This is a genomic window from Paenibacillus sp. ACRRX (genome assembly GCF_022346885.1).
In the GTDB taxonomy this organism is placed as follows: Bacteria; Bacillota; Bacilli; order Paenibacillales; family Paenibacillaceae; genus Paenibacillus_B.
Map to the genome: position 1 here is coordinate 450,379 of NZ_JAKRNK010000004.1, position 23,993 is coordinate 474,371.

Genomic DNA, 23,993 nt, shown 5'->3' on the forward strand with positions numbered 1-23,993 from the left:
TTAGCTGACCTTCCTGCACTGTCAGTAGCATTCCCTTGTTATAACAAACCCTTCTTATTCATATCAATTAAAGCATTTACTAACTCACTGTTATCATCTTCTGTTAATGCACCTATGTGACCAACTCTAAACAAGACCTTACTAAGTGATCCACCATTTGGGCAGACATATATTTGACAATGATCCTTTAAATATTTAAAAATTTCATCTGCAGGGACTTTCCCTATTGGCTTTAGAGGCGTGACAGCATTCGAAAGGGAACTAGACGTTATCATTAATGGTAATCCTTTAATCTTCGTTCTAAAATCTTGAGCAATACGAGCGACTTCTTCTACAGTCCTATCAACTCCTATACTATCTATTTTTCTTAATCGTTCTCTTAACTGTAAGAGTATGCTAACAGCAGGGGTATACGGTGTTTGCCCTCTTAATCCGTCCAATAAATAATTCTTGAAATTAAAGTACAGGCTTTTTACATTGTTTCTCAAAACTCTTTCCTGGGCTTTTCCATCCAACACGACAAAAGACATACCAGGTGGTAGAGCAATTGCTTTTTGTGAACTTAATATTGTTGCGTTAACATTATATTCACTCATATCATAACGATCAGCTAGAAATGAACTTATGGCATCTACTACAAGCATCAAATTATTCCTTTTGCAAAAGCCGCTAACTAGCTCCATATCATACAAAACGCCAGTAGATGTTTCATGCATATTTATTAAGAAACCTGTAAAATTATTATTTTCGTATGATTCTAAATGTTGATTCGTTAATATCTCACCATGATCTAAACAAATTTCTTCCGATAAGAATCCATGTATATCGCAGATCTCTTTAAACCTGGTGCCAAAGGTCCCTCCATTTACGATGAGCAGTTTATCGCTCTTATCAAAGAGGTTCATAATTGTTGCTTCCATTGCTGCTGTTCCAGAGGCTGTTAGAAAAATTACTCGAGCTGATTCCGATGCCTTTACACATTTATTCATAAGCATTTCATTCTCAATCATAAGATTGGAAAATTGCTCTGTGCGGAAATATGGTATTTGTTCAGAACCGATCTTTAAGATATCCTGCTCCATCATAACCGGACCCACTGAAAAATTTAGCATTCTTGCCTCCAATTAATTATAAAATAGTTTCTGTTTTTTGGTTTCATCCAATCATTACCATAACAACACTCAGAATGACGTTACGATCCAGCACTATTCTCACATTGTGTCGGCAAGATTAAGAATTAACTAGTTATTAATAACTTCATTTTTAATGGTTCGATGAATTACTTGTCCACATGTACCATCTGCATTGCTTATGCTATTAATAAATCTGGAAATTCGCTCTTCTTTTTTGAAATCTTCGTTGCATGTTACCATATCAACAAATTGAGATACCGATACTTCTTGATTTGTAAAATAACATCCCAAATAGTCTGCAAAATAATATTTATCTTTTTCTAGCTTCGTTTTACTTAGTAAACCTAAAACAGGCTTCTCCGTAATAATGTATTGCAGCATAACAGAACTATAATCACTAATGATAGCATCAGATACAGCAACTGCTGGATAAGTATCACCATTATTATCGATAATAATGTTCGTAGCTTGTTTCAGCTTATTCTCTATCTTTTCAAATGCTTCCAAAAGACGAGGGCGCAATGTTTTTATTGTTAGTTCTGTAAGCGGGTGTGGGCGCCAAATTAAAGTATAATTCTCATGATCCATAAAATAATTTAAAACTAGTTCTGTTTGTTCAAACCACGTGTCAATAGATAGAATATCGGCGATGCCTGTATTAAATAAAAATACCCTTTTATTTTTTATCGTTTCTTTCCAGTATAATGGTATTTCTCTAGGCTCATTTAACGTTGCAAGCATAGCATCAACTTTAGGGGACCCCAGGACCAATATTTTATCAGCATCCGTTCCATTTGCCACATAAGCATCTTTTAAATTTTCCGACTGCACAATGATTTTTGTTGCATTTTTATACGATGGCATTACGTATATATCTGGTTTTTCTGAGCTACCAGCTACATAATAGGGTACATAGACTAACATGTCTGTATATTGTGCGAGATTGTCAGAATAGAAACGAGGGTTAACCATCGTTAGCGAATTATATTGATCAAACGGATTATGGATATAAATAATATCTGGTTGTCTATTCTCAAACTCGTACATTTCAAACGGTGTAATCTTTATATCCTTTGGCAATTGATTTCCTTCATAACAAAACCTAATGATTTGCCCTTGAGCATCCTTTTCATAGTATGGAATAGGTACTACATAACAAGTACAATTAGGATCTTTTTCTGCTTCTCTATATATACTTTCTAATGAGTCCCACATGGATACTTTGTATGGCATAAACGCTATTTCTAGTTCTGTTTTCACATTATTTTTAATTATTGATCTCACATCATTCATGATCTCTTTTATTAAATTGATGCGTGTTATAAAGATTTGCTCATCCTGTTCTCCTGGTATCAAACTTTGAACCGTATGGATTGCCTTTTGAACAAGCTCGCTTACTTCCTGTTCCTCACCCATTAAATTAGATAAGAACATTAAACCATCATTACAATCTTGTATCATTGCAGTTGTACTATTTTTACCACTATAGCTTAAATAATCAATGCCTTCTTCTATCGTATTAATAAATTCCATTATTTGCTTTTTTTGTTTTAATCTCATAATCTCTCTCCAATTAATTTGGTTAGTTAATCCCTCACATTTAACTCTAACCAACAGTTTTATTATTATGTTTCAAAGCTAAGCTAGCTCTGGACAGATACTGCTTAGACACCTTTATTATCATTTCATATAAGGTACCATTTGAGTATAGACCATCATCATAATTAATCTCACAAACAGTACGTTGTTGTATATATTCTATCGACAAAATACTACAAAAGATTAATAGTCGTTGGCTTGAATGAATGCGATTACAGATTGCAAATTAGGAAATAATTTTACAAAATAGAAAAGTGTTGCTTAATGAAGCAATTATCCTCACCTGAAACGTCACAATGTTATCTAAACAATATCCTTTAGTGCATTTCTGTAAGCATCTACGCACCTCTTACATCTCACCAAAAAAGCGAATTCAGTCATTGAAATCTCTAGTTACCCTGTCGCTTATTGTGAGGATTTTTCATTGCTTGTTTCGATTTTTTCGAGTTCCATCTTCAAATATGGTGAACTACGAAATAATTTGATCTGCTAGTAGATGGAATGCATGCTTGAAGATAAGGTAGTAGGTTGTTATCATGTCATATTCGATGTACAAAAAAACCAGCATCCACACTGTTCTTATAACCCGCAGATACATCACAAAGAAGGGACTGATTGACAAACTACAGACTAGTACTATATAGTGCTAATATGATCAAAAAAACAAAGACCTCAAATCGCAGCATCGTCATGCGAGTAGCTACAACCCTTTTCCTAGAAAAAGGATACCAAGTCACCAGTATGGATGAAATCGTTGCCGTCAGCAAAGTATCTAAAACCAATATTTATTACCACTTCAAAAGCAAGGAGGAGCTTTTAGCCGCCATTGTCGACCAAATGGTCGATCATTACAACCACATTATTGATAATATTGTGCAAAAAACACATCTTCCTGTAGTTGAACGAATTGGCGAAATTACGATGCTGCTGTCTGAGCATCAATCTAACAGTTTAGGCGGATGTCCCTTTCTTACGATTTACGTCCAAACATCCCATGAATTTGAGTTTGTGAGGGAGACGATAGGTTCATTTTTCCAAAATCAAATGCACACGATAGAAAATCTACTGCAAGAAGGTATTACACGCAAAGAGTTCAGCAGTCAGCTTCCCCCTTCGCAGCTTGCTGCTCTTATCCTGTCTACTATTGAGGGGGCCCTATTTTTACAACATACTAGAAAAGATCCTTTATTACTGCCTAACATCCTTCAAACTTTGGCTTTTATGCTGAAGTAATTTTTTTACCCACAATTAGTACTATATAGTACTATATAATATAAAAATGAGGAGGAAATTAGACGATGAGTACTATTTTTATGACAGGTGGCAGCGGGTTTATTGGACGGCATGTACTGGTGGCATTAGCAAAGGCTAATCATAAGCTCTATGTCCTCGTTCGTTCCAAGGAAAAGCTGATTGAGGCGATGAGAGGAATCGGATGGAACGACTTCTCATTCATAACACCTGTACAAGGCGATCTCACCAAGCCTTCTCTTGGCTTAAACCCTGCCGATCTGCAGCTTTTACACCATGTAGATATCATTATTCACGCTGGTGGCCCAATGGATATTCTTTTAACAGCAGAGGAAGCACAGCAGGTATTTCTAGATGGCGCTCGAGAAATAACCAATATTGCCAAAATGATTCATGATTCTAACCCATTAAAGCACTTTATCCACGTTGTCGGATTCAAATCGCCTTATTCGGAGCAGGATCACGAGAGCCAACGGCATAACGATCAAGACTCTAAAGAACCTCCATATGAAAAAATGAAGTTTGAAGCCGATCTCTTCATTCGGCAGGCGCTACGTCCATGGGGAATTCCTCTTTCTGTCGTTAACCCCAGTGTAGTCATCGGTGATTCCTACACTGGCATTACCGAACAAGTCGGAGGATTAGGCATTCTAGTGGATACCGTACGTCGAAACTTGATGGCTCTGGTCCCTGGTGGGAAGGATTACTGGCTTCCACTGGTGCATGTCGATCACGTTGCGGCATTTATCGCCGCTTTAAGCGCAGAGGAGCGCCCTGTTGATCATACATATTATTTATTGGACCAGAAATCAAATAGCCCCGACATGATAGAACTTACTCGGCTAGTTTCAAAAGAAGTGCGTGTAAACGGTCCGTTTGGTGCTATTCCCCATCGCTTCTTAAAAGCCATCCTGAACCTTGGTGCAGGCAAACTCGTGAACATGCCCAAGGAATCTATAGATTTTATTGTTAATACTGATTTTCCCGTCTCACCCAAGCTTGCCTTGGCAGAAAAAAACAACCTTGACCTGTCGGTATCACCATCGACCTTGCCTTTTGTCATTTCGGATTTAGATTACCGAATTTCGCATGGAACGATTCATGTACCTCCTCCATTTCGTCTTAATAGAAGAGCAAATCTAGCCACTATCGAAAGGGCGGGGGAAGGAACACCTATTCTAATTCTGCACGGTACATTCAGCACCGCATATAATTTATTGCCGCTGGCAGAGCAATTATCGACAGCAGGCAATCCCATATATTTGATTGATCTCCCTGGATTCGGCCGATCTCCCTTTCACCATAACCCCTCAATTATAGAAGGGTTTGAACAAGCTATCATGGAGTTGATACTCAACATACCATCAGAAGTGATCATCGTGGGGCATTCATTTGGGGGATATCTTGCGGCCAAAGTGATGGAAAAACTGCAAGATCGTGTTCAAAGGGTCCTTTTGCTGCAGCCTGTACTACATGCTATAGGTTCAAACTACAAATCTTCATTTTTGACCCACACTATGCTGCGGCTCATGTCTAAAGCCGCATTAACGAAACAATTATTACATGCTCAAGGCTTTGAGCATATTGAAGAAATTCCAGCTGACTACATCCCTTATATACATGATGAACTGAAATCTGCTCGTGTGCGAAAAACAACAACAGAGGTGATGTCCGCGCTTACCCAGCCAGGTCATATCACCCTCAACCCCAACAGTTGGGACTATAACAAGGTCTCCATTCTATGGGGCACAAAAGATCATAAATTCGAAATTCCGAACCCTTATCGTGATTTTCGTATTACACACTTGCCCCATGCCCACCAGTTCCCCATTTCACATCCGGAGGATACCGCCCGCTGGATAAGCAAGTTGATAAACAATTAGCAATCACTTTTGCGTGAGCAAAAGCCCCCGATCTTATAGGTCGGGGGCTTTACATGGGGGCAAGGTGATGTGCTGCCGCAAGCTACATGCTCAGTTTATAACCGCAGTTCGGACAGAAATTAGCCCCTTCGTTTTTTGCACCGCAGTTAGGGCAGAAGTTGACTTTTTTACCGCCCTCAGAAGAAGGTACCGTAGATGCAGTTTCAGACGCAAGTGGCTCCTTCTGGCCTTGATTCATATTTTTCATCATTTCGTTTGCTATATTCATTCCCATCATCATGCTTGCCATATCCGAAGCAGCCCCACCCCCTGTTACTTTGCCGGACGCAATACCGTCCGTCATACTAACCTGCTGATACTTTTGCAGATTGCCGATCATTTCATGGGAGGCTGTCTTCGTAATCATATCTTGAATCTCTTGAGGATAACTAAAGCTCATGATCTGGAAGCCTGTAATCGTCATCCCATTGTCTATCACTTGCATATCAAGATCTTCACGGATCCCATTGGCTATATCAGAAGCATTCGCCTGTAAATTAAACATATCCTTCCCTTCTCTACTGATCCACTTCATTAACAGTTGATCCAGCACAGACGTCAATCGGATTTTAACATCCTCAACCAAGTAACTCTCTTTAATGCCAGCAACTTTATCAATAAGCGCAACGTAATCGTTGACTTTAAAGTGGAATGTGCCGTTAGCACGAATAGGCATACCGCCTGGTAGTTGTGGAGTCGGGATCAGAATCGGATTCTGCGTTCCCCATTTGACGGTAAATTCCTTTGTGTTCACAAAAAGAACTTCCACCCTCATCCCACTGTTAAATCCAAATTTAAAACCTTTTAATGTGGATAGGAAAGGAATGATATCAGAATCAATCTTATACTCTCCTTCATCCTCAAAAACCCCTTCAATCTTGCCGTTATTTATGAAAATAGCGTCCTGACCTGGGCGAATGATTAACTTACTTCCTTTTTTAACTTCTTGATTGCTCCACTTCCAAAAAATCATGTCATCTCTAAATTCTTCCCATTCTACAACATTCGCAAATTGATTTCTAAAAAAACTCATTCTGTACCCATCCCTTCCGATTCAGTTAAAATGATCCCCTGCTGCCGCTATGTGAGTGACCTCCTGAGGTGGTCCCTCCTCCGCCACTTGAGCCACCATTACTGCTCTTTTCAATTTTCCTTTTTGTAGTGTTTGAACGCAGATACCTGTCCTCGTAATCTACAAGGCCTGAGGTAGCTGCATCCTCGTAGGTTCGTGAATTTACGGTTATACGGCCACCTGAACGAAGAACCATCGCCGTAACAATAATTCCTCCGAGTATCACTGAAATACCCAATTGAATCCAAACATTATAAAATATGTTGTTCGGATTTACCTCTGGCTTGAACCCCATATATTTATGCGCAGTTTGGATGTATTTTTCAAATGCCAGCTTGTAATCACCGTTTGTTAAATCCGGAGCGATCTTGTCACGTATATGATCAAGCCTCTCGTCATTCAAGTAAAGCTTTGCTTTGTAGAATCCAGCCAAATACAATTCGCGAGAATTCATGTCCAACGTCAAAATCACGGCATTGCCGTGAGGCTTATCGTAACCAGGTGCATGTTCATCGTAAAACTCTTGTGTCATTCTTTTTACATCGGTAGGGGATTCGTTATTGACGGTAACAATTATAATATCTGCTTCTCTTTCGACTCCGTATTGATTGGCCAGCGCATTAATCTCGTTGTATTCTTCCTGACTGAGCAATCCCGCTTCATCATAGATTAACTGCTTAATATTTGTTGTACTCGCTTCTCCCGCTGCCAAATGCATCGGAACAATCAGCATCATGGCGATCAAGAACAGAACTGCAAAGAGTGTATGCTTTCGTCTCACTAAGTTCTACCCCCTATCATCCAAAAGGTCAGCAACTGCAGTATCAGGAAAGAGATACCGGAAATACCTGCAAACCAAGCAGCCACTTTTGCCTTACTAATCGGAGGCTTGCCAACTACCTTTCCCGTTTGGCCATTCATAGCAAAGGTGTATTTTGATTGATTGTAATCATAGTGGATCACCCATACGGGAAGCAGCACATAATCAGCACGCTCTATTGTTGTATCGATTTGCACGTCAGCATAACTTACGCTGGTATATGCATTCGTTGTAGAGTCAATGTAAGCATCGATGTAGCCGTATATTTTATCTTTAGCCCGCGGAAAAAGCTCCTCATCGTTATAACTGTATCTTTCGGCAATGTAGCCGGCAAGATAGGGGGTTTTAAAGCTTTCTAGCTGATCGTAAGCAAAAGGCTCTAATTTATCCATGAGTTCATCATTCATTTTCTCGGCAGCATCAATCGGCACTTTTACATAATCCAGGCAGAGTCTCCGGTATATCTGAAAATAATCCGTCTTCGTATACTCGTAGTCACCGCTCGTGTAGGTGCTGACTTTTGTCCCACTTCCATGTACCTCGACATCATTATGCAGATCATAGAGCCAAAACGGGACGTACATTCCAGTTATCCCCTTGATTCGATTCGCTGACATAAATCCCCTTGGTGTCAAAGTACCTCTCCTGCACCATTTTCGAAAAGCCATCATCGCCTGTTCTTTACTAATTGTAAATGGAATGATCTTCGCTGGGGCCAGCTTCCCGATCAAACGGTCGCCGAGAACAACTGCCGAACCGCAAAAGCTGCAGATCGTTGCGCTCGTCTCCGCCTCAGTCATAATGACCGCACCACAACTCGTACAATGATACTCGCGTGCTTCATCTTCTTCTGAAAACACATGTTTTGTGAGAGGGTCCGGAATTTGCTCAATGTTGTCTTTTCTTCCACAGCTGTGACAGGACAACATCCCTGTTTTAACGTCAAAAGTCATCCCACTGCCACAGTTTGGACATTTGTACTCGATAACTGGCATCTGCTCACCTCTATGACTAGGGAACTGTTAGTCCTTATTTTTAATTTTCTCTTTGATTGCAGCCAATTCATCTTCTGTTTGCATATGTGTGCTCTTCTCAAATTGTGTGAATAGGTCGTCCAGATTGTCATTGGCTTCTGCTCTAATCTCCGCTATTGCCATCGCTTCATCGTAGGCTTTATTAACCTCTGCTTCCATTTTCCCGAAAATGGAGTCTCCATCTCCTGAGGGAGAACTAATAGAGTTCATCAGCTCTTGAGCTTGGGCAGCCGTCCACTTCCCATTTAACTCGACACGCCGGGCTTCCAATTGATTACGGAACGATTCGAGTTTATCTTGTATTTGTTTTATGCTTGCTGCGTTTGAAGATATCAAATCATAAGAAACTTGTAATCGATGTTGTTTCTCTGCCTGTACTCTCTTTCTCTCCAGGAACTTTTTCGCGTCCCCCTCATTCCCGTCAGCTACTGACTTCTCAGCATAACGCTGCAGCTTGTCTATCTCCGTTTGGCATTCATCTAATGCTTTTTTCGACCTTCTCTCATCCGCCAATACAGAGGCTGTTTCCGCTTTCACTTTTCTTAGTTCATCGTTCAAGTTCCGCATATATTCATCGACAACTTTAATCGGATCTTCTGACTTATCCAACAAAGAGTTAACGTTAACTTTCATAACCTCTCTGAACCTCGACAAAATTCCCATGATGAGTTCCCCCTTGAAAAGATTTCATCTTCATATCATACCTCAATTAAGCCAGAAAGGATTCATTTGAAGAGATTTTCGTGCCGCGAGTTGAAAACAGCCGCTGTCAATTCCCTTGTCGAACCACTGCCATTGTCTCATCATCATGTTTACAAGTGACGTGCCACAATCCAACCTTATCTGGTTTTCTCCAAGTATGCAAAAAAAGCACCTATACGGTGCTTTCCTCGATGATCATCTTCTACCACCCGTTAAACAGAGGATGGGGTCCGGCATGGGTAGGATTCATCCCCTATTTACTCGTCTTCTAAACTGTAGATAATCCAATCTTCTGGCATACCACCCATCTTCTTATAGAATGCTTGTGCACGTTTGTTACTGCTTGCCGTGTCCCATACCATAGAAGCGTAATCATGTGACATTCGATATGAATTGCATGCTTGGAACAAACCGGCCCCTACTCCTTCACCACGCTTGCCTTCCACAACATACAAGTCGTTCATGATCGCAATCTTGTGTGCTTTGATTGTACTGTATGTGAAATAGAGTGTTGCAAAGCCTACAAGTTCCCCATTCTTCTCGGCAACAAATTGAATGCCTTCCTCTTCTCGATACAGCATCTGGATTAGACCGAATAGGCTCTCCTCCGCAGGGCGGGGACATTTGTAAAAGTCAACGATATACGCCTGCATAAGCAAGCTGAGCGGGTGGATATCCTGCTGACTCGCTTTTCGAACCACATAATTATCCATACTTCGCCTCCTCATTCTGGTGTATTTCAAGTACTAGCAGCAAGGGGATGCGCAGGCTAATAATAACCGCTACATGCTCTGTCGTAGCGCACGCCGAGTCGAGTTGAACTTGTGCCCCATTCCAATTCTCCCCTTACGATAGGACAACAAATTTTGACGTGATTTTAACTGGAAGTGATATAATTGTAATATCTTACTGACCCCATTTGTAGTGTCAACTCCTAATAATATTATAGGGTCAGATTGAATGATCAGGAGGGTTATCATGGTCGATATCACACTGCTGCTGGATGTAAACGCTAGAGAACCGTTATACTGCCAACTGTATCAACACATCAAAAATGATATTATAAGCGGCAAGCTGGCCGCTAAGACACGATTGCCTTCCATCCGTGCGCTTTCATCCCATCTCCATATTAGCCGTAATACGGTAGAACTCGCCTATCACCAATTAATAGCCGAAGGCTATGTTCAAAGCAGGCCGAGAAGCGGGCTGTTTGTCATTCAATTAGAGCATGAGAAGCTGCCTGCTCCCTCTCCAGTGCGTAGTAAATCCTTTGAATTAAGCAAGCATGACCGGCCTGTAGTACAATATGATTTTCGATATGGCGATGTGGACGTTTCGCACTTTCCGGTTTCCACTTGGCGCAAGCTGTCCAACCAGTGCTTACAACCCGAAGAAGTGGAGCTTTTCTCTTACGGGGATTCTCAAGGCGAATATGAACTTCGCTTTGAAATTACGAAGTACCTATACCATTCAAGGGGGGTAAACTGCTCGCCTGATCAAATTATAATTGGAGCAGGCACTCAGTATCTACTGGGCATGTTATCCCAGTTAGTTGGAGCTAATGGGCGCAGCATTGGAATGGAAGAACCCGGCTATAATGGGGTTAGAGCCATTTTTCAACATTATGGATTCAACGTACACCCCATTCCACTGGATCAAGACGGGCTTAACATTTGCAAGTTATATGAGAGTAAATCTAAATCCGTCTACATTACCCCATCCCACCAGTTCCCATATGGAATGGTCATGCCATTCGCCAAGCGAATGCAATTGTTGAAGTGGGCAAAAGAGCAGAACGGTATTATTATTGAGGATGATTATGACAGCGAATTTCGTTACGTTGGCAAACCAATTCCTTCTTTACAGAGTTTGGATCCTCATCAGCGCACCGTTTATTTGGGAACCTTCTCAAAATGTCTTCTTCCCTCTCTGCGCATAGCGTACATGGTGCTGCCTCCAACTTTGCTGGAGCTTTATCATAAACAAGACTACCAATTGTATGACCAGACCGTGTCCAGGTTTCACCAAAAAACGCTGGAGTTGTTTATGAGGCGTGGTCATTGGGAAGCCCATATTCGAAAGATGCGTACTGTATACCATAAGAAGCATTCCACGTTGATTGCGACTATTCATGAGGTGATGGGTCAACACACTACAGTGATCGGACAAGATGCTGGCCTGCATATTTTATTGCGTGTACATAACGGCATGAACGAGTCAGAGCTAATCCATGCCGCAGCAAAGGTAGGCGTTAAGGTTTATGCTGTGTCCCCTTTTTGGATTTGTCCACAGCAAGCCGATACATCGATGGTTCAAATCGGCTTTGGCGGGTTGAGCATTGAGGATATCGTAAAGGGAGTCCATGCTCTGCAACGTGCTTGGATTAGTAAGTATTTGTTGTAATGAACATGCTCCTATTTTGCAAGCTGGCTGCTTTGATAGGTACTGTATGCGTGAGTGCCCAAAGGATTAGAAAGTTGATCATATGCTGCTGATTGAGATATGAATTTCTTGATGCCTCGATAACCGAGTACAGCAAAAATCCACAACCTGATATGGCTGCGGATTTGCATAATAAAGGAGAGGAGCAATAGTCCTCTCTGAAGAAAACTTCACCAAGATACTGCGGGTCTAGTTACAGTTTTGATGTCACTAAAAAGAACTTAGTGTAATATCAAGTAATAAATCGTGGACTAGATCTAATTTTCATTGGCTGCTGTTTAGTCGGATTCTGTACCTCCAGTGTTCACACGCCTTTTTGCTCCACCAACATGATATGGCATTCCTTTTCGGCGGAAGGCTTCATCTCAATTCCCTTCGGAACAATAAACATCTCACCCTTGGAAATTTTCACCTGACCATCACGAAAATCAAGGATCATCTCCCCTTCGAGCGCGATAAATATCTTATCTGTATCTTCATGAACATGCCATTCAAAATCCCCAGCAATCTTAACGAGTTTACATTGATAGTCATTCATTTCACCAATGACTTTTGGAGACCAAAGATCGTTGATTTTAGATAGCTTCTCATTCAGATTAATAGCTTGATAATCCATAACAATTCCCCCTCAGCCTTTTAAAGTTTAAGCAAAGCATTCTTTATATTTTGTAAAGCATATTCGATAGCTAATGGGCCGCCAGTTATAGCGGAAGTATCCATTAAATAGATATTGCCTTTCTTTACGGCATCCAGATTGTTCCATACTTTACTTTGTTTTAATTCATTCATTAATGTTTCCTTTTTTGTAATGTCACCTATCAGGAAAATATGGTCTGCTTGAACAGTTGACATTCCTTCAAACGCAGTAAATTCATTATTAGTACCTTTAAAGGTATCATCTGGTGTAAGCCCCAGTCCCTTTTCTTTATCAAACGCAAGTATATAGACAGGATTACCTTCACCTAGAACATTATAAGTTTTTCCATCCCAAGACAATATAAGGGCTACTGACTCTCCTTGAATCGACTTTAAGGCTTCACGTCCAGTTGTGATTTCGTTCATCATTTTATCAATTACTTTTTCCGCTTCGGCTTCTTTTCCAATAATCTTAGCTACTGTACGGAGCCCATATTGCCAGTTGTCATAGATGTCTTTAGAGTTCAACGTAATGACTGGCGCAACTTTTTCTAATGAGTCATAATTTTTTTCATGATGTTCTGTGGCTAAAATATAATCAGGCTCAATAGATAAAATTTTTTCAATACTGGGAGACAATTTATCTCCTAATTCCTCAGCTGAATCCAGCTTTCCCTTTAAGTAAGATAAAGAGGACAGAAACTCTTTATCAGTAGAAGCAGCAGGCGGCTCACCTAATGCAACTAAAATTTCAGGATAAAAATACCATAAAGATGCTATTTTTTCTGGTTTTTTCTTGATCACAAATTCTTTACCTAAGGCATCCTTAAACGTTCTTGGCCAATCAGTTGCAGCTGCATTGACTGATGATGCAGATGCACCTTCTGTTGTTGATCCTTTGTTTTCAACAGGTGCTTCATTACAACCTGCTAATATGCCTGCTAATAATAACATTGGGATTAGCAGGCCTTTAACCTTTTGCATACAGGATTCCTCCAACATGATGTTTATTCCGTTTGCCATAAGTATAGTAAAGTCGTTTTTAGATTAGAATGGATGCCTGTTGAAATTGGCATGGATTATTAATGAATTTCTCACGATATTGAGTAGGAGAAATACCAAGTTGTTTCTTGAACACTCTACTAAAATAAAAAGGATCAGCAATTCCAACAGTTTGTGCAATTTGTTGTACAGGTGCATCACTTGCAAATAGCATTTCTTGCGCCATGTTTATACGATATTTTAATAAATATTCTGCTGGTCCCATACCTGCATGTCTCCTAAATACATAAGAAAGTCGATTTCGATTTACGTTATTTTGTTCAGCAAGCGATGCTATTGTAAGGCTTTGATCATAGTATTCATGAATATAATTAGACACTCGTTCGAATAAAATATGTGATTCATAGCTATTTTGCCTATTATCGACACATAATAAGGCTTCATTCAGTACATCGCGAAACAGCATTTCGGTCTGAAACATCGAAATACCTCCGCGCTGATTATACACATGCCAAAGACGCATAATTAACTCGATAAGACGAGGAGATTGTCCCGTTAATAACTCAAAATGCTGATGAGAAAAGCTTGACTCTTCTAGTTCTGAGCTGCATATCCGGTATAAAACAAGAATGTACTCCCAGTCCGTGTTGCCAAACATTTTGTGGGCTAGTTTCATTTTTGGACCCCCATGCACCACTTTTCCTGGCGAAAAGATGTATGGTTTTCCATTAAATTGAAATTGTGTCTTCCCCGTAAGTGGAAACACAAATCCAGGCAGAGAGTCTGTATAATCAGCGTGAGGCACACCTGGATTTCTAGCATATCGATATATTCCTTCTACTTGAAAAGGAATGTGCGCAAAATGCGCTGCTAATTGATTAACGTCGATTTTCACATTGCATACCTCATTTTAATAGTCGTTTGTTGGGCAACCCTGAAATCGATTGTGTACTCCTGTGAAGCTCTTGATTACAAGCAGTACATACGATTCAACAAGCTGCTGTTGAAAACCGCTTTCAGGTCGGTTCCCCTCCCCACATATCCCATCTAATAGCCGCAATATTCCGGATCACTTCCTTCACCTGGGCTGTATAAACTCGGAATCAATTAAAGGTTGCCGCCTGTGTGCGAGAGGGTGAGCATGATGATACTCCTTAATTTTCACATTATTGATAATGATTATCGTTGTCAAGTTATACGGGCAATAAAAATGCCGAACTCGGCTAATATTCAAACAACAGGGTAACGACATACTCAAGGTAGAAAAAAATAAGGAGGGATTAACCTCCATACCCATACGTTAAGCGATTAGATCCAGCCACTTGACTCTCCCCTTGACTGGAACGTTATACTCGCTAAAGGGAAGAGAGAATAGCCATATTAAATGTAACAAGGGGAAGTGTCCATGTTTAAAATAAGTGAATTTTCGAAAATTAGCCAAGTTTCCGTCAAAACTCTTCGTTATTATGATCAATTGAATTTGCTCAAACCCGCTCACACTGACAAATTTACAGGGTATAGATATTACTCGGCTGACCAAATGTTTCAGCTCCATCGTATTATGGCATTTAAGGAATTGGGCTTCTCACTGGATCAAATTCGACAGCTGCTGGGTGAGGATATTTCGCTCGAACAAATCAGAGGGATGTTTAGAATCAAGCAGAGTGAGATCCAAACAAATCTGGATAAAGAACAAGCCAGGCTCGATCGAATAAAAGATCGTATTTGTTCCATTGAAAAGGAGGAGAATAGCCAAACTCCGCACGAAGTTGTGCTAAAAGAAGTGAAATCGCAACTTGTGATATCTTACCGAAAAAAGGCCGCACTTTGCCAAATTCCTGATATTTTCCAAGAGTTAGATAGTCATTTAGAATGTTATCAACCGTCAGCTCGATCCAAAATGGTTCTTTGGCATGATTGTGAGGAAGATGATGACGAGATTGATATTGAAGTAGCACGTCTGATCACACATCCAATTCCTAGTAATTCTCCTTTTATAGTCAAACAATTGCCTGAAGTTCCAATGATGGCCACGCTGATCCATCATTGCTGGACAACAAGGCGTTGCACCGCAAGTACGGAGTTGGCGTTATGGATTGAGCGAAACGGTTATCGAATGAAGGAGAACGAGCCGCGACGCGAGATTTGTATTCCTCATGAGAACTTAAGTGATCCAGAAGCTTACGTTGCAGAGGTTCAAATTGTCGTCGAGCGAGCTTGACTGAAGATCATGAGAAGGAGATAAGAATTTGACTAGACAACAAATGCTTTTGACTATGAATTTATTTTTATTGACCTTTGTTCTGGGAACGAGTGAATTTGTCATTGTTGGTCTCCTAACTGAAGTTTCATCCGATTTAAATATCACGATTTCAACAGCAGGAGCTTTAGTTTCGGTGTTTGCCATTTCATTTGCAATAGGTACACCTATTTTTACGGCCATATTTAGCCGACTCTCAAAGTACCCACTAATGCTTGCTTTAATAGGGGTATTTATTGTAGGTAATCTGATAACCGCAGTATCTAGTTCATATGAGCTTCTTCTTTTTTCTAGAATTATCACAGCTATTGTAACTGGAGTGTTAATTTCACTGGCAATGGCAGTTGCAAGTGAAGCCGTGTCTTCTGAAAGGAGGGGCACGGTGATTTCAATCATCTTTGCGGGCTTTACAATTGCAAGTGTAATCGGGGTGCCTCTTGGCACCTATATCGGCCAATGGCGCGGTTGGCATATGGCCTTTTGGTTTACTAGCCTATTAGGAATCGCTTCACTAATCGCAAGTTCAGCGTCCATCCCCAAAGGACTGAAAGGATCAAAAAGCTCCTTTAAAAAACAGATTGGCCTATTGACTCATTCTCGAATCATAATCGCATTCTTAATACCAGCATTGAGCATCGGAGCGACCTACACTGTATATACGTATCTAACTCCTCTGCTGCAAAAAGTGATCTCTGTTCCAGATCAATATATTAGTCTTGTATTTTTACTTTACGGAGTTGTATCAGTCTTTAGTACATTAATTGGTGGTAAATTAGCAGCTCGCAATGGGATAGCTAAGCTCCGGTATGTGTTCCTTGTTCAAGCGGCCATTCTCATTTCGCTTTACTTTTCATCCAATTCGATTGTAGGGGGATTAATTAGCATATCATTGATTGCCCTGGTCGTTTATACAATGAATTCCACTATGCAATTGTATTTTTTAGATTTGGCAGATCAGCATTTTCCATCAGCAAAAGACCTGGCTTCATCATTAACGCCTGTATCAGTCAATGTCGGAATTGCGATTGGGTCCTCCCTTGGTGGAGTAGTCACAACAAGCATGGAACTAATCGATGTTTCCTGGATCGGAGGGATAATTGCTATAGCTGCCTCAATACTGACCTTTGTCAGCTATAACTTAGACAAAAAGACTCTTGTTGATAGCAGGTTGTCCGCTTAACGGGAAAAAAATATGGAATAAAGGTTGTATTGTTAATTTAATAAACCAACGGCAGTCTAAGACTATATTCTTCTTGTATTAGTCCACCGTTGGTTCTTACACTGGACTACTCTAAAACTTTCTTTGTGAAAACTGCCGAAATTATGATGTATAATGTTACCCTTGTTTTTTAAAAGCATAATAATTTCTAATTAGTCAATATTTTAGTAAAAACACCATTTCAATACGTTCAAAACTACCATTTCTCATCCAGTGATTCCTTACTATCTACCTTTAACTCGGGCTTGGCCCATAGGTTCCCTCGGATGTGAAGCGGCCTATACCTTTCAGGGTAGCATCAAAGAATTGAAGAATAAGCTCATTCTCTGTTTCGATACAGTAATATGAATCGATATCTGCTTTACCTCCTTGCAGCATATTAGCAAGTAGAGGGGAGACAAGCGGTAAATCCGTCAAACTTAAATGCTTTGCGCCTTGAAAGTGAACAGTATAGGCCTCTTTGAAATAATTATTTGTCAATCGGTTTGCCGCATACACAGAGTTAGTATCGAGTTGTTTCCATACATCATCGGAATAAATGTTTAGCAACGGAATCGTATACGCTTCATCTTTTGCCTCAAAATCATCCCTCTTTTGATTGTAAGCAAGCTCGCTAAAAAACGGGGCGTCAATATTGACAACCGCTCTTACATCTTTACGCTCTCTACCTACCCAGACACTTGCCGCTCCACCCATGGAGTGTCCGAACACCCCTATTTTATCTTGATTGATTTGCTGATACACAGGGTCTTTGTCATTCTTGGATTTTTCAATAATAGTATTAATGACAAAATTCATGTCGTCCGTTCGCAATTTCATCCACTTTTGAATGAGTTGATAGAGTTCAGCCTTCGTGTAAATGCCTTCTTTATTGGAATCCCGGAATTCCTTCATATATTCTGAACTAATAAGAGCAATTGACCCGTTGTCCGCGACTGTATAAAAAGAATGATAGGAATGATCGATCGAGCATACGACATAACCGTGGCTCGCAAGCTCCATATAGGTAGAGGTGTTGCTTTCCTTAATACCGTTGGCACCATGGGAAAATACTAAGAGCGGATAGGATTCATCAGCATTTTTAGGATGCCAGAATTTAACATTTAAAAATCTGTTTTTACCGGTATCCTTGAATTCTTCCATGCGGCTCTTATCTGTATAGGTGTAGGTTGCCGTCGCCACATCATAAGAGCCAGTAACTTGCGGTGATTTATACTGCGGAAACACAAGTATAGGAATAAGCGTAAATACTAGCATTAGTGTCATAAAGACGCCTTTTCCAATTATGCGGGAAGTCTTATACTCCCGGTTGTTAAGGTTATTGCGAATCAGGGAAATCGTTCCGATTCCTGCTAGTATGAACAGGAATATGGCAAGCAATACCCAGCGGAAGCTCCAAACGATCACTGATGAAAGTATAAGAATTACGAATACGAAGAATGCGGCAATTCTGACCCCACTCCTTAGCTTCTGGTGGCTTTTCTTCGATACAATACAGTACATGGCGAAAGCAATCTCGAAAATCAAAATGATAAAAAATAATAAGTTGCCCATCGTGTTGCTCCTTTCGGGTTCTAGCTAGTTTTTAGTAAACCCAGCATACAAAACTGCCGAAAGGATGTATATTGAATCGAAGTAAGCTGTATCTACAGGCCACTAAGTTGCAAAAACGGCGAAAAGCCCTAGACTCACCACCTAGTTTTCTTTCTTCAAAAACTTTAATCCTTCGTTTATTTCTTTGGCTATCTTTTTATCATTGCTCCATGAGAGCAGACGAAGAATGACATAGATTACGACGATTTGTAATGCTAAAATGAGGGCTTCAGATGCGCGGTGGATAATACCCAAAATAGCTGCAAGAGAGATCAATATCGTCTCTAAAGCCACGAAATGAATGACCACTCTTATGTACATGTTCATCTCGCTTATATTGTGAAGTGGAGACAAAATAAATCCAACCAATACACTTAAAAGTGAAAAAAACATGATGATATAGATTGACCCCAAATCAAAGGACATGTCCGGGTAATACAACTGTCGCAACATCGTAATCATAATGATGATGGATGCAAAGATGATTAAGAAATTCTGGATCCCCTTTTTAATAAATTCCTGCAGTTTCACATTTGTCCCTCCACTCATATTCCAAGCATATGTTTAAGAACAGGGACATACTGCCTAGAGATAACAATACGTTCCCCATTATTGAGTACGGCTTCAAATCTGCCGCTTAATGATGGACGAATGTATGAAATATGGATGATATTCAAAATTGTAGATTTGGATGCACGGAAACATTTCTTTTCTTTACACAATTCCTCTAACTCGTAAAGCTTTTGTTTGACTTCAAAAACGTTATCCTTGCAGTAAATAAAAACCTTTCCGTCGACGGCCTCAAAATAATAGATATCGGTCAGTTTAATACGGTGAACTCTATCGTCATGATATCCCAGCAGGGTCAAACTTTCCATTTTTAACTTGTCTACGATTTCGTGGACTTTATCATTTACCTCATGACATCGGATAAGAATTTCCTCTTCTAGGTCTTTGCCGATCTCTTGGATTGAAACTTTCATGAACTCACTCGCTCGCATCGTCATATATGATTTTTGCCACGGTCTTGTACACCGCAAAGAAAGCATCTAAAACTTCGGGATGAAGATTCTCTATAGCATACGTACATTCTAGCAAATCTTTCTATAGACATACAGCAAATACCCCGACCTCTTGTGATTGGGGTATTACATGGTGGAGGCAAGGGGAGTCGAATCCCGGCCCGAAGGATACGCTGCGCAGCACGTACCATATGTTGATGATACCCAATCAGCAGCATTTTTCGTTACTATCCTCCTAACTTAAACCGCAACTATAGGCTTTATTTTGAAAATGTATAATTTATCACAAATTTTTAATACTAAAGCAGGAGAATCCAATGGAAAAACATAATTAAGAGAAACGATAGTTCAAATCTAGGAGGTAATTATGAGCAGATTAGTTCATTTTGAGATTCATGTCGATGACATGGAGCGTGCCAAGAAGTTTTATGGAGAGGTATTCGGATGGACATTCCAGGATTGGAGCAGTTATGCTGGCATGCCTTATTTCGGAGCTGTGACGGGCAATGAAAATGAACTTGGAATCAACGGAGCTTTGATGCAGCGCCAAGGTCCTTCCCCGGAACCATGCCAGCCTGTAAATGGCTATGCATGTACAATGGGGGTAGCGGACTATGATTCTTCTGAAGCCAAAATTCTTAATCATGGAGGCAAGGTCGCATTGCCTAAATATGCTCTTCCTGGTATGGCGTGGCAAGGTTATTATCTAGACACTGAAGGCAATATTTTTGGTATTCATCAACCAGATGAGGACGCAAAATAGACTTTACGCTATATATCTTATTAAACATCGTAAAACCCAGCCCCATGCGGACTGGGTTTTACGATGTTTAATAGGCGATGACGTTTATAGTGGCCGGATGTCGATGCCGTACTCGGCCTCTATGCCATCCCTTTGGTCACCCGACTACAAATTGCAGCTCCATTTTAAATCTCATACAGGTGTTACTCCTGATCTTATCTTGTAGAAATAAAATCTTTATATGTAATTATCATATGAACTATACCAAAAATAACAGTTGGTACTATGGCAAAATATTTATAGAGCCATATTTCCGCTAATATGAAATAAATAACTGGGAATATCGCCATACATAAAAGTACAAGTATATTTTTATGTCCAGTAAATAATAGAATCCATAACACATAATAAGCAATCAAAAATATTGCCATACCAATTAGGTCATTACTTTTGAAAGGTATCGTTTGTGTTGATACAACCATCACAAGAAGAGCCATGTAAACAAATTGGCTTCCATGCTCTATAAAATCTAATACTTTATGACTTCCTTTGGCCCCTCCTATTGATATTAAATTTGGAATAGTAAAATAAAGTATGTTAGGGATCATGGGTAACAAGACAACCAAAAAGCCTTTCCAAGAAAACCCCCAATAAAAATCCATGCAAACTTGCTCCTTTCGAGCAAAATATAAATAGCCTCAACCTATGAAAACAACTTCACTCTGCCACAAAAATATATTTTCGCAATGATACTTCTCCCATTATTTTGTAATATTAAGCCCTATCAAAGCATGACTTACTTAATGGGATAAGCTGTCTGATCTCTGACTAGAGCCCGAGCGGTTTACCTAACCTGTTCGCGTCCAAATAAGAAAAAAAGCGACCCTATAAGATCACTTCATAGCTCATCTCACACTTCCTGCACGCGGGCGAACCGCTGTCCGAAGATAACGCAGCACAGGCTTCTACAATATAGTTACAGTTATGAGGCCACCTTAAATTCGAACGACTAGCCATCATAAACAGTTGCTTCTCCCTTTTACCGGACCCGCGTTCTTCATCGAGCACTCAGATCTTCACCCCCTTATAGGCTTCTGCATATGATGGAGAAAATGAACGAATCTAAAATGGAGGTCATGACCATGAGTTTGCAACAACAGGGGCATCAAGAACAAGCACTGTATCAAATGGATCCAACTACTATGCACAACTTAAAATCCATACAAGATCACATAGGGGATATTTGCAATAACCATGTTAATAAACTTGTCCGAGTAGAGACAGTGGATGGCGATGTTTTTGAAGGGTTACTTATCCACTGCGAAAGAGGAATTTTATACTTAAGACTCCCTAGCCATGGGCCTAGTCGCGGATTAGTCCCAAATTTCCACAATGATTTCATTTTGCCCCTAGTGCTGTTCAATTTACTCGCCATTTCATTAATATAAGCATGATCAAGCTTAATCCTCTAATTAAGGAGTGAAATCTTATGGCATTTACACCGCCTCAAGGACCACAAGGAACACAGCAGCCACCATCCTCCCCTCCTCCACAATTCACACCACAGCAACCCGCTGCTGCTGCGTTCGCCATCGACCCTGGAGCAATTTCCGGTTGTTTATTCCGCAACACATTTGTGTGGTTGAGAAATGGGAACGCGTTCTGGTTCTTCCCAACCTTTGTAGGACGTACATCCGTTGCGGGCTTTAGATGGACCGGTCGAAGATGGATGTTTACTGGGGTCGATCTAAGAAGCATTGTGTCATTTACATGTCTATAGAGAAGGAAATAGTAACCCAGTACCTTTTCGGTGCTGGGTTATTTGTATAATAAAAAAGCGAGTTGACTACTTTTATTGCATATTGGGGGACAATTAACCGTATCATTTCATGCGGAGCTAAACACAATACCATACTATAGTGAAAAATCGGTAACGCCCTTCTTATATGCATATTTCAGAGTATATATTTCTTCATTGCCATAAGGCATTGTAGCGATTTTTATACGAGTATAATCAAGCCTGCTATCTCTTAAAACTCTTTTCACCAAGGTAATACTCCGTTCTTCTTCCGTAACAACACAAAATACATTAAGAGCATACTTTTTCGGGTCGGAAATGCATTTCCCCATATCTGAGCCATCAACATAGCCTAGGTTAGCATCTGCTAGAGATATCTCCAAGTATTCCATTACTTTATCTCTTAACCAGTGGTCACGTTGACTACCCTTGGCACTTTTAAGTGGATATTGTACCACTAACCAGAATTTTTCACTCATTCAGATTTACCAGCCAATCTACAGTTTATATATTTCATCCTATCCCGTGAGCGAAGACTCAGAGTTACCAATGAATAATTTCATATTAATAATTATAACAAAGACACTTTGTATTAGAGGATGCTTATTCCTCGATAACGTTCTTAGCGGTTGGATATCCATGCCGTGCTCGTTCACAGATGCAATCTTCTGACGTATCCCACTATTTCTTTGCGTGCGGGACTGAACCCCTGACAGGGGCTACTCCCATTTTCTACTCCACATTAAAGAACACCCAGACCTCATGAACGGGGGGCAGTCCCATTGAACTACCCAGGGGCTTTTTCCAATGTCTATTCTAAGGGGTGCACTTCAGTCCGCGGATGACTACAAGAAGTGGACAGGATTCAGAGCAGAGTTCGGTCACTTGTGATTTCGTATTATTGAGTTTCCTAAACTAGCCGCAAGGTAAACAGGCACTTCCATCTTCTTTCCCCTTTACTTTTTGAGGCAAAATCTTCAATTGATATTATATTCCTATTTCCCTCATTTTCACCATTACTTTCTCGATCCTGCCATCCATATCCGCTCCATCAAACTTCGGAAGCTTTAGTTCACTTACGATTGATCCGTCGCGCATAAACATAATACGCTCCGTCCGCGCCGCAACCTTGGCGTCATGAGTTACAAGCATAACCGCAGTACCTTCCGCATTGATTTCGGAAAATATGTCCATAATGTCCTGCGCAGATTTTGAGTTGAGCGAACCCGTCGGCTCGTCACCGAAGATTATTTTTGGGCTATTCATAAGCGCTCGGCATATTCCCGCGCGCTGAAGCTGACCTCCAGAGACCTGTGTAATGTCGCGCTTTTCAAGCTCCGTAATGCCTACCTTTTTCATAAGCACTCTTGCCTTCTCCGAAATTTTTGCAGCGTTTTTTCTGTTGTCGCGCATTGACGGAAGAATGATGTTATCGAGGATATTCAGATTTTTCAGCATAGTCGGCTGTTGAAATACAAATCCCATTTTTAGTCTGCGTATATCTGAAAGCTCATTCTCCCCGACCGCCGATAAATCCCTGCCGTCAAAAACGACCTTTCCGTCATTAACGCCATCCATTCCGCTTAGTGCAAACATTAGTGTTGATTTTCCCGACCCCGAAGGGCCCATAACCGCAACGAATTCGCCCTCGTTTATGTAGGCAGACACTCCATCGAGAATATTGCGCTTTTCATCGCCCTGGCCGAAAGATTTTACAATTTGATCACCGATAATAATCTTCTTCAT

The 23,993-nt window shown here is 40.4% G+C and carries 23 protein-coding genes and 1 pseudogene; 8 read left to right on the top strand and 16 right to left on the bottom strand.

Annotated features, from left to right (window positions below; genetic code table 11):
* Positions 1 to 38 precede the first annotated feature (38 nt).
* Together MH117_RS15125 and MH117_RS15130 are read right to left on the bottom strand one after the other, a co-directional pair.
* Complete coding sequence (locus tag MH117_RS15125; RefSeq protein WP_239329662.1) at positions 39 to 1,085, bottom strand: pyridoxal-phosphate-dependent aminotransferase family protein; 1,047 nt, start codon at positions 1,083 to 1,085, stop codon at positions 39 to 41.
* Between the two features lie 156 nt (positions 1,086 to 1,241).
* Entirely contained in the window at positions 1,242 to 2,693 is a 1,452-nt protein-coding gene (locus MH117_RS15130) for a CDP-glycerol glycerophosphotransferase family protein (RefSeq protein WP_239329664.1), read from the bottom strand.
* A 690-nt stretch (positions 2,694 to 3,383) separates the two neighbouring features.
* Here MH117_RS15130 and MH117_RS15135 point away from each other — a divergent pair.
* Together MH117_RS15135 and MH117_RS15140 are read left to right on the top strand one after the other, a co-directional pair.
* Complete coding sequence (locus MH117_RS15135) at positions 3,384 to 3,965, top strand: TetR/AcrR family transcriptional regulator (RefSeq protein ID WP_239329666.1); 582 nt, start codon at positions 3,384 to 3,386, stop codon at positions 3,963 to 3,965.
* Between the two features lie 65 nt (positions 3,966 to 4,030).
* Entirely contained in the window at positions 4,031 to 5,866 is a 1,836-nt protein-coding gene (locus MH117_RS15140; RefSeq protein ID WP_239329668.1) for an alpha/beta fold hydrolase, read from the top strand.
* 82 nt (positions 5,867 to 5,948) lie between these two features.
* Here the strand turns inward: MH117_RS15140 and MH117_RS15145 are convergent, their stop codons facing one another.
* The 5 genes from MH117_RS15145 to MH117_RS15165 form a co-directional block, all read right to left on the bottom strand.
* Positions 5,949 to 6,938 (bottom strand): SPFH domain-containing protein, encoded by a 990-nt coding sequence (locus MH117_RS15145; protein WP_239329670.1) that lies wholly within the window; start codon positions 6,936 to 6,938, stop codon positions 5,949 to 5,951.
* Positions 6,939 to 6,963: 25 nt separating this feature from the next.
* Positions 6,964 to 7,758, bottom strand: coding sequence for a TPM domain-containing protein (locus MH117_RS15150; RefSeq protein WP_239329672.1), 795 nt, complete (start codon positions 7,756 to 7,758; stop codon positions 6,964 to 6,966).
* Complete coding sequence (locus tag MH117_RS15155; protein ID WP_239329674.1) at positions 7,758 to 8,792, bottom strand: TFIIB-type zinc ribbon-containing protein; 1,035 nt, start codon at positions 8,790 to 8,792, stop codon at positions 7,758 to 7,760. The genes MH117_RS15150 and MH117_RS15155 overlap by 1 nt, the downstream gene beginning before the upstream one ends.
* Before the next feature lie 27 nt (positions 8,793 to 8,819).
* The gene (locus MH117_RS15160; protein ID WP_239329675.1) at positions 8,820 to 9,494 is read right to left on the bottom strand and encodes a PspA/IM30 family protein; all 675 of its coding nucleotides are present in this window, start codon (positions 9,492 to 9,494) and stop codon (positions 8,820 to 8,822) included.
* Positions 9,495 to 9,790: 296 nt separating this feature from the next.
* Positions 9,791 to 10,246 carry a GNAT family N-acetyltransferase gene (locus tag MH117_RS15165; RefSeq protein ID WP_239329677.1) on the bottom strand — a complete coding sequence of 152 codons (456 nt, stop codon included), beginning with the start codon at positions 10,244 to 10,246 and terminating at the stop codon, positions 9,791 to 9,793.
* Positions 10,247 to 10,511: 265 nt separating this feature from the next.
* Between MH117_RS15165 and pdxR the strand changes: the two genes are divergently transcribed.
* Positions 10,512 to 11,936 (top strand): MocR-like pyridoxine biosynthesis transcription factor PdxR, encoded by a 1,425-nt coding sequence (gene pdxR, locus MH117_RS15170; protein WP_239329679.1) that lies wholly within the window; start codon positions 10,512 to 10,514, stop codon positions 11,934 to 11,936.
* A 317-nt stretch (positions 11,937 to 12,253) separates the two neighbouring features.
* On the opposite strand, the pseudogene MH117_RS15175 reads toward pdxR, so the two are convergent.
* The 3 genes and pseudogenes from MH117_RS15175 to MH117_RS15185 form a co-directional block, all read right to left on the bottom strand.
* Positions 12,254 to 12,591 (bottom strand): annotated as a pseudogene (locus MH117_RS15175) (cupin domain-containing protein).
* A 20-nt stretch (positions 12,592 to 12,611) separates the two neighbouring features.
* Complete coding sequence (locus tag MH117_RS15180; RefSeq protein ID WP_239329681.1) at positions 12,612 to 13,595, bottom strand: ABC transporter substrate-binding protein; 984 nt, start codon at positions 13,593 to 13,595, stop codon at positions 12,612 to 12,614.
* Between the two features lie 58 nt (positions 13,596 to 13,653).
* Positions 13,654 to 14,508 (bottom strand): helix-turn-helix transcriptional regulator, encoded by an 855-nt coding sequence (locus MH117_RS15185; protein WP_239329684.1) that lies wholly within the window; start codon positions 14,506 to 14,508, stop codon positions 13,654 to 13,656.
* A 510-nt stretch (positions 14,509 to 15,018) separates the two neighbouring features.
* Here MH117_RS15185 and MH117_RS15190 point away from each other — a divergent pair.
* Together MH117_RS15190 and MH117_RS15195 are read left to right on the top strand one after the other, a co-directional pair.
* Complete coding sequence (locus MH117_RS15190; RefSeq protein WP_239329686.1) at positions 15,019 to 15,834, top strand: MerR family transcriptional regulator; 816 nt, start codon at positions 15,019 to 15,021, stop codon at positions 15,832 to 15,834.
* A gap of 28 nt (positions 15,835 to 15,862) precedes the next feature.
* Positions 15,863 to 17,053 (top strand): MFS transporter, encoded by a 1,191-nt coding sequence (locus MH117_RS15195; protein WP_239329688.1) that lies wholly within the window; start codon positions 15,863 to 15,865, stop codon positions 17,051 to 17,053.
* A 273-nt stretch (positions 17,054 to 17,326) separates the two neighbouring features.
* Here the strand turns inward: MH117_RS15195 and MH117_RS15200 are convergent, their stop codons facing one another.
* The 3 genes from MH117_RS15200 to MH117_RS15210 form a co-directional block, all read right to left on the bottom strand.
* Positions 17,327 to 18,646, bottom strand: a complete 1,320-nt coding sequence (locus MH117_RS15200; RefSeq protein WP_239329690.1) for an alpha/beta hydrolase family protein — start codon at positions 18,644 to 18,646, stop codon at positions 17,327 to 17,329.
* 141 nt (positions 18,647 to 18,787) lie between these two features.
* The gene (locus MH117_RS15205) at positions 18,788 to 19,216 is read right to left on the bottom strand and encodes a DUF3021 family protein (RefSeq protein WP_239329692.1); all 429 of its coding nucleotides are present in this window, start codon (positions 19,214 to 19,216) and stop codon (positions 18,788 to 18,790) included.
* Positions 19,217 to 19,230: 14 nt separating this feature from the next.
* Positions 19,231 to 19,668, bottom strand: a complete 438-nt coding sequence (locus MH117_RS15210) for a LytTR family DNA-binding domain-containing protein (RefSeq protein ID WP_239329694.1) — start codon at positions 19,666 to 19,668, stop codon at positions 19,231 to 19,233.
* 406 nt (positions 19,669 to 20,074) lie between these two features.
* Between MH117_RS15210 and MH117_RS15215 the strand changes: the two genes are divergently transcribed.
* A complete protein-coding gene (locus tag MH117_RS15215) occupies positions 20,075 to 20,470 on the top strand; it encodes a VOC family protein (RefSeq protein WP_239329696.1) in 396 nt (131 codons plus the stop codon).
* 194 nt (positions 20,471 to 20,664) lie between these two features.
* Here MH117_RS15215 and MH117_RS15220 read toward each other — a convergent pair whose 3' ends face one another.
* Complete coding sequence (locus MH117_RS15220) at positions 20,665 to 21,111, bottom strand: hypothetical protein (protein WP_239329698.1); 447 nt, start codon at positions 21,109 to 21,111, stop codon at positions 20,665 to 20,667.
* A 480-nt stretch (positions 21,112 to 21,591) separates the two neighbouring features.
* Here MH117_RS15220 and MH117_RS15225 point away from each other — a divergent pair, with 480 nt between their 5' ends.
* A complete protein-coding gene (locus tag MH117_RS15225; RefSeq protein ID WP_239329701.1) occupies positions 21,592 to 21,897 on the top strand; it encodes a hypothetical protein in 306 nt (101 codons plus the stop codon).
* Between the two features lie 41 nt (positions 21,898 to 21,938).
* Positions 21,939 to 22,229: a transporter gene (locus MH117_RS15230; protein WP_239329703.1), complete on the top strand. Its 291-nt coding sequence runs from the start codon at positions 21,939 to 21,941 to the stop codon at positions 22,227 to 22,229.
* A gap of 134 nt (positions 22,230 to 22,363) precedes the next feature.
* On the opposite strand, the gene MH117_RS15235 is transcribed toward MH117_RS15230, so the two are convergent.
* Together MH117_RS15235 and MH117_RS15240 are read right to left on the bottom strand one after the other, a co-directional pair.
* The gene (locus tag MH117_RS15235; protein ID WP_239329706.1) at positions 22,364 to 22,726 is read right to left on the bottom strand and encodes a hypothetical protein; all 363 of its coding nucleotides are present in this window, start codon (positions 22,724 to 22,726) and stop codon (positions 22,364 to 22,366) included.
* A 508-nt stretch (positions 22,727 to 23,234) separates the two neighbouring features.
* Positions 23,235 to 23,993: an ABC transporter ATP-binding protein gene (locus tag MH117_RS15240; protein WP_239329708.1), complete on the bottom strand. Its 759-nt coding sequence runs from the start codon at positions 23,991 to 23,993 to the stop codon at positions 23,235 to 23,237.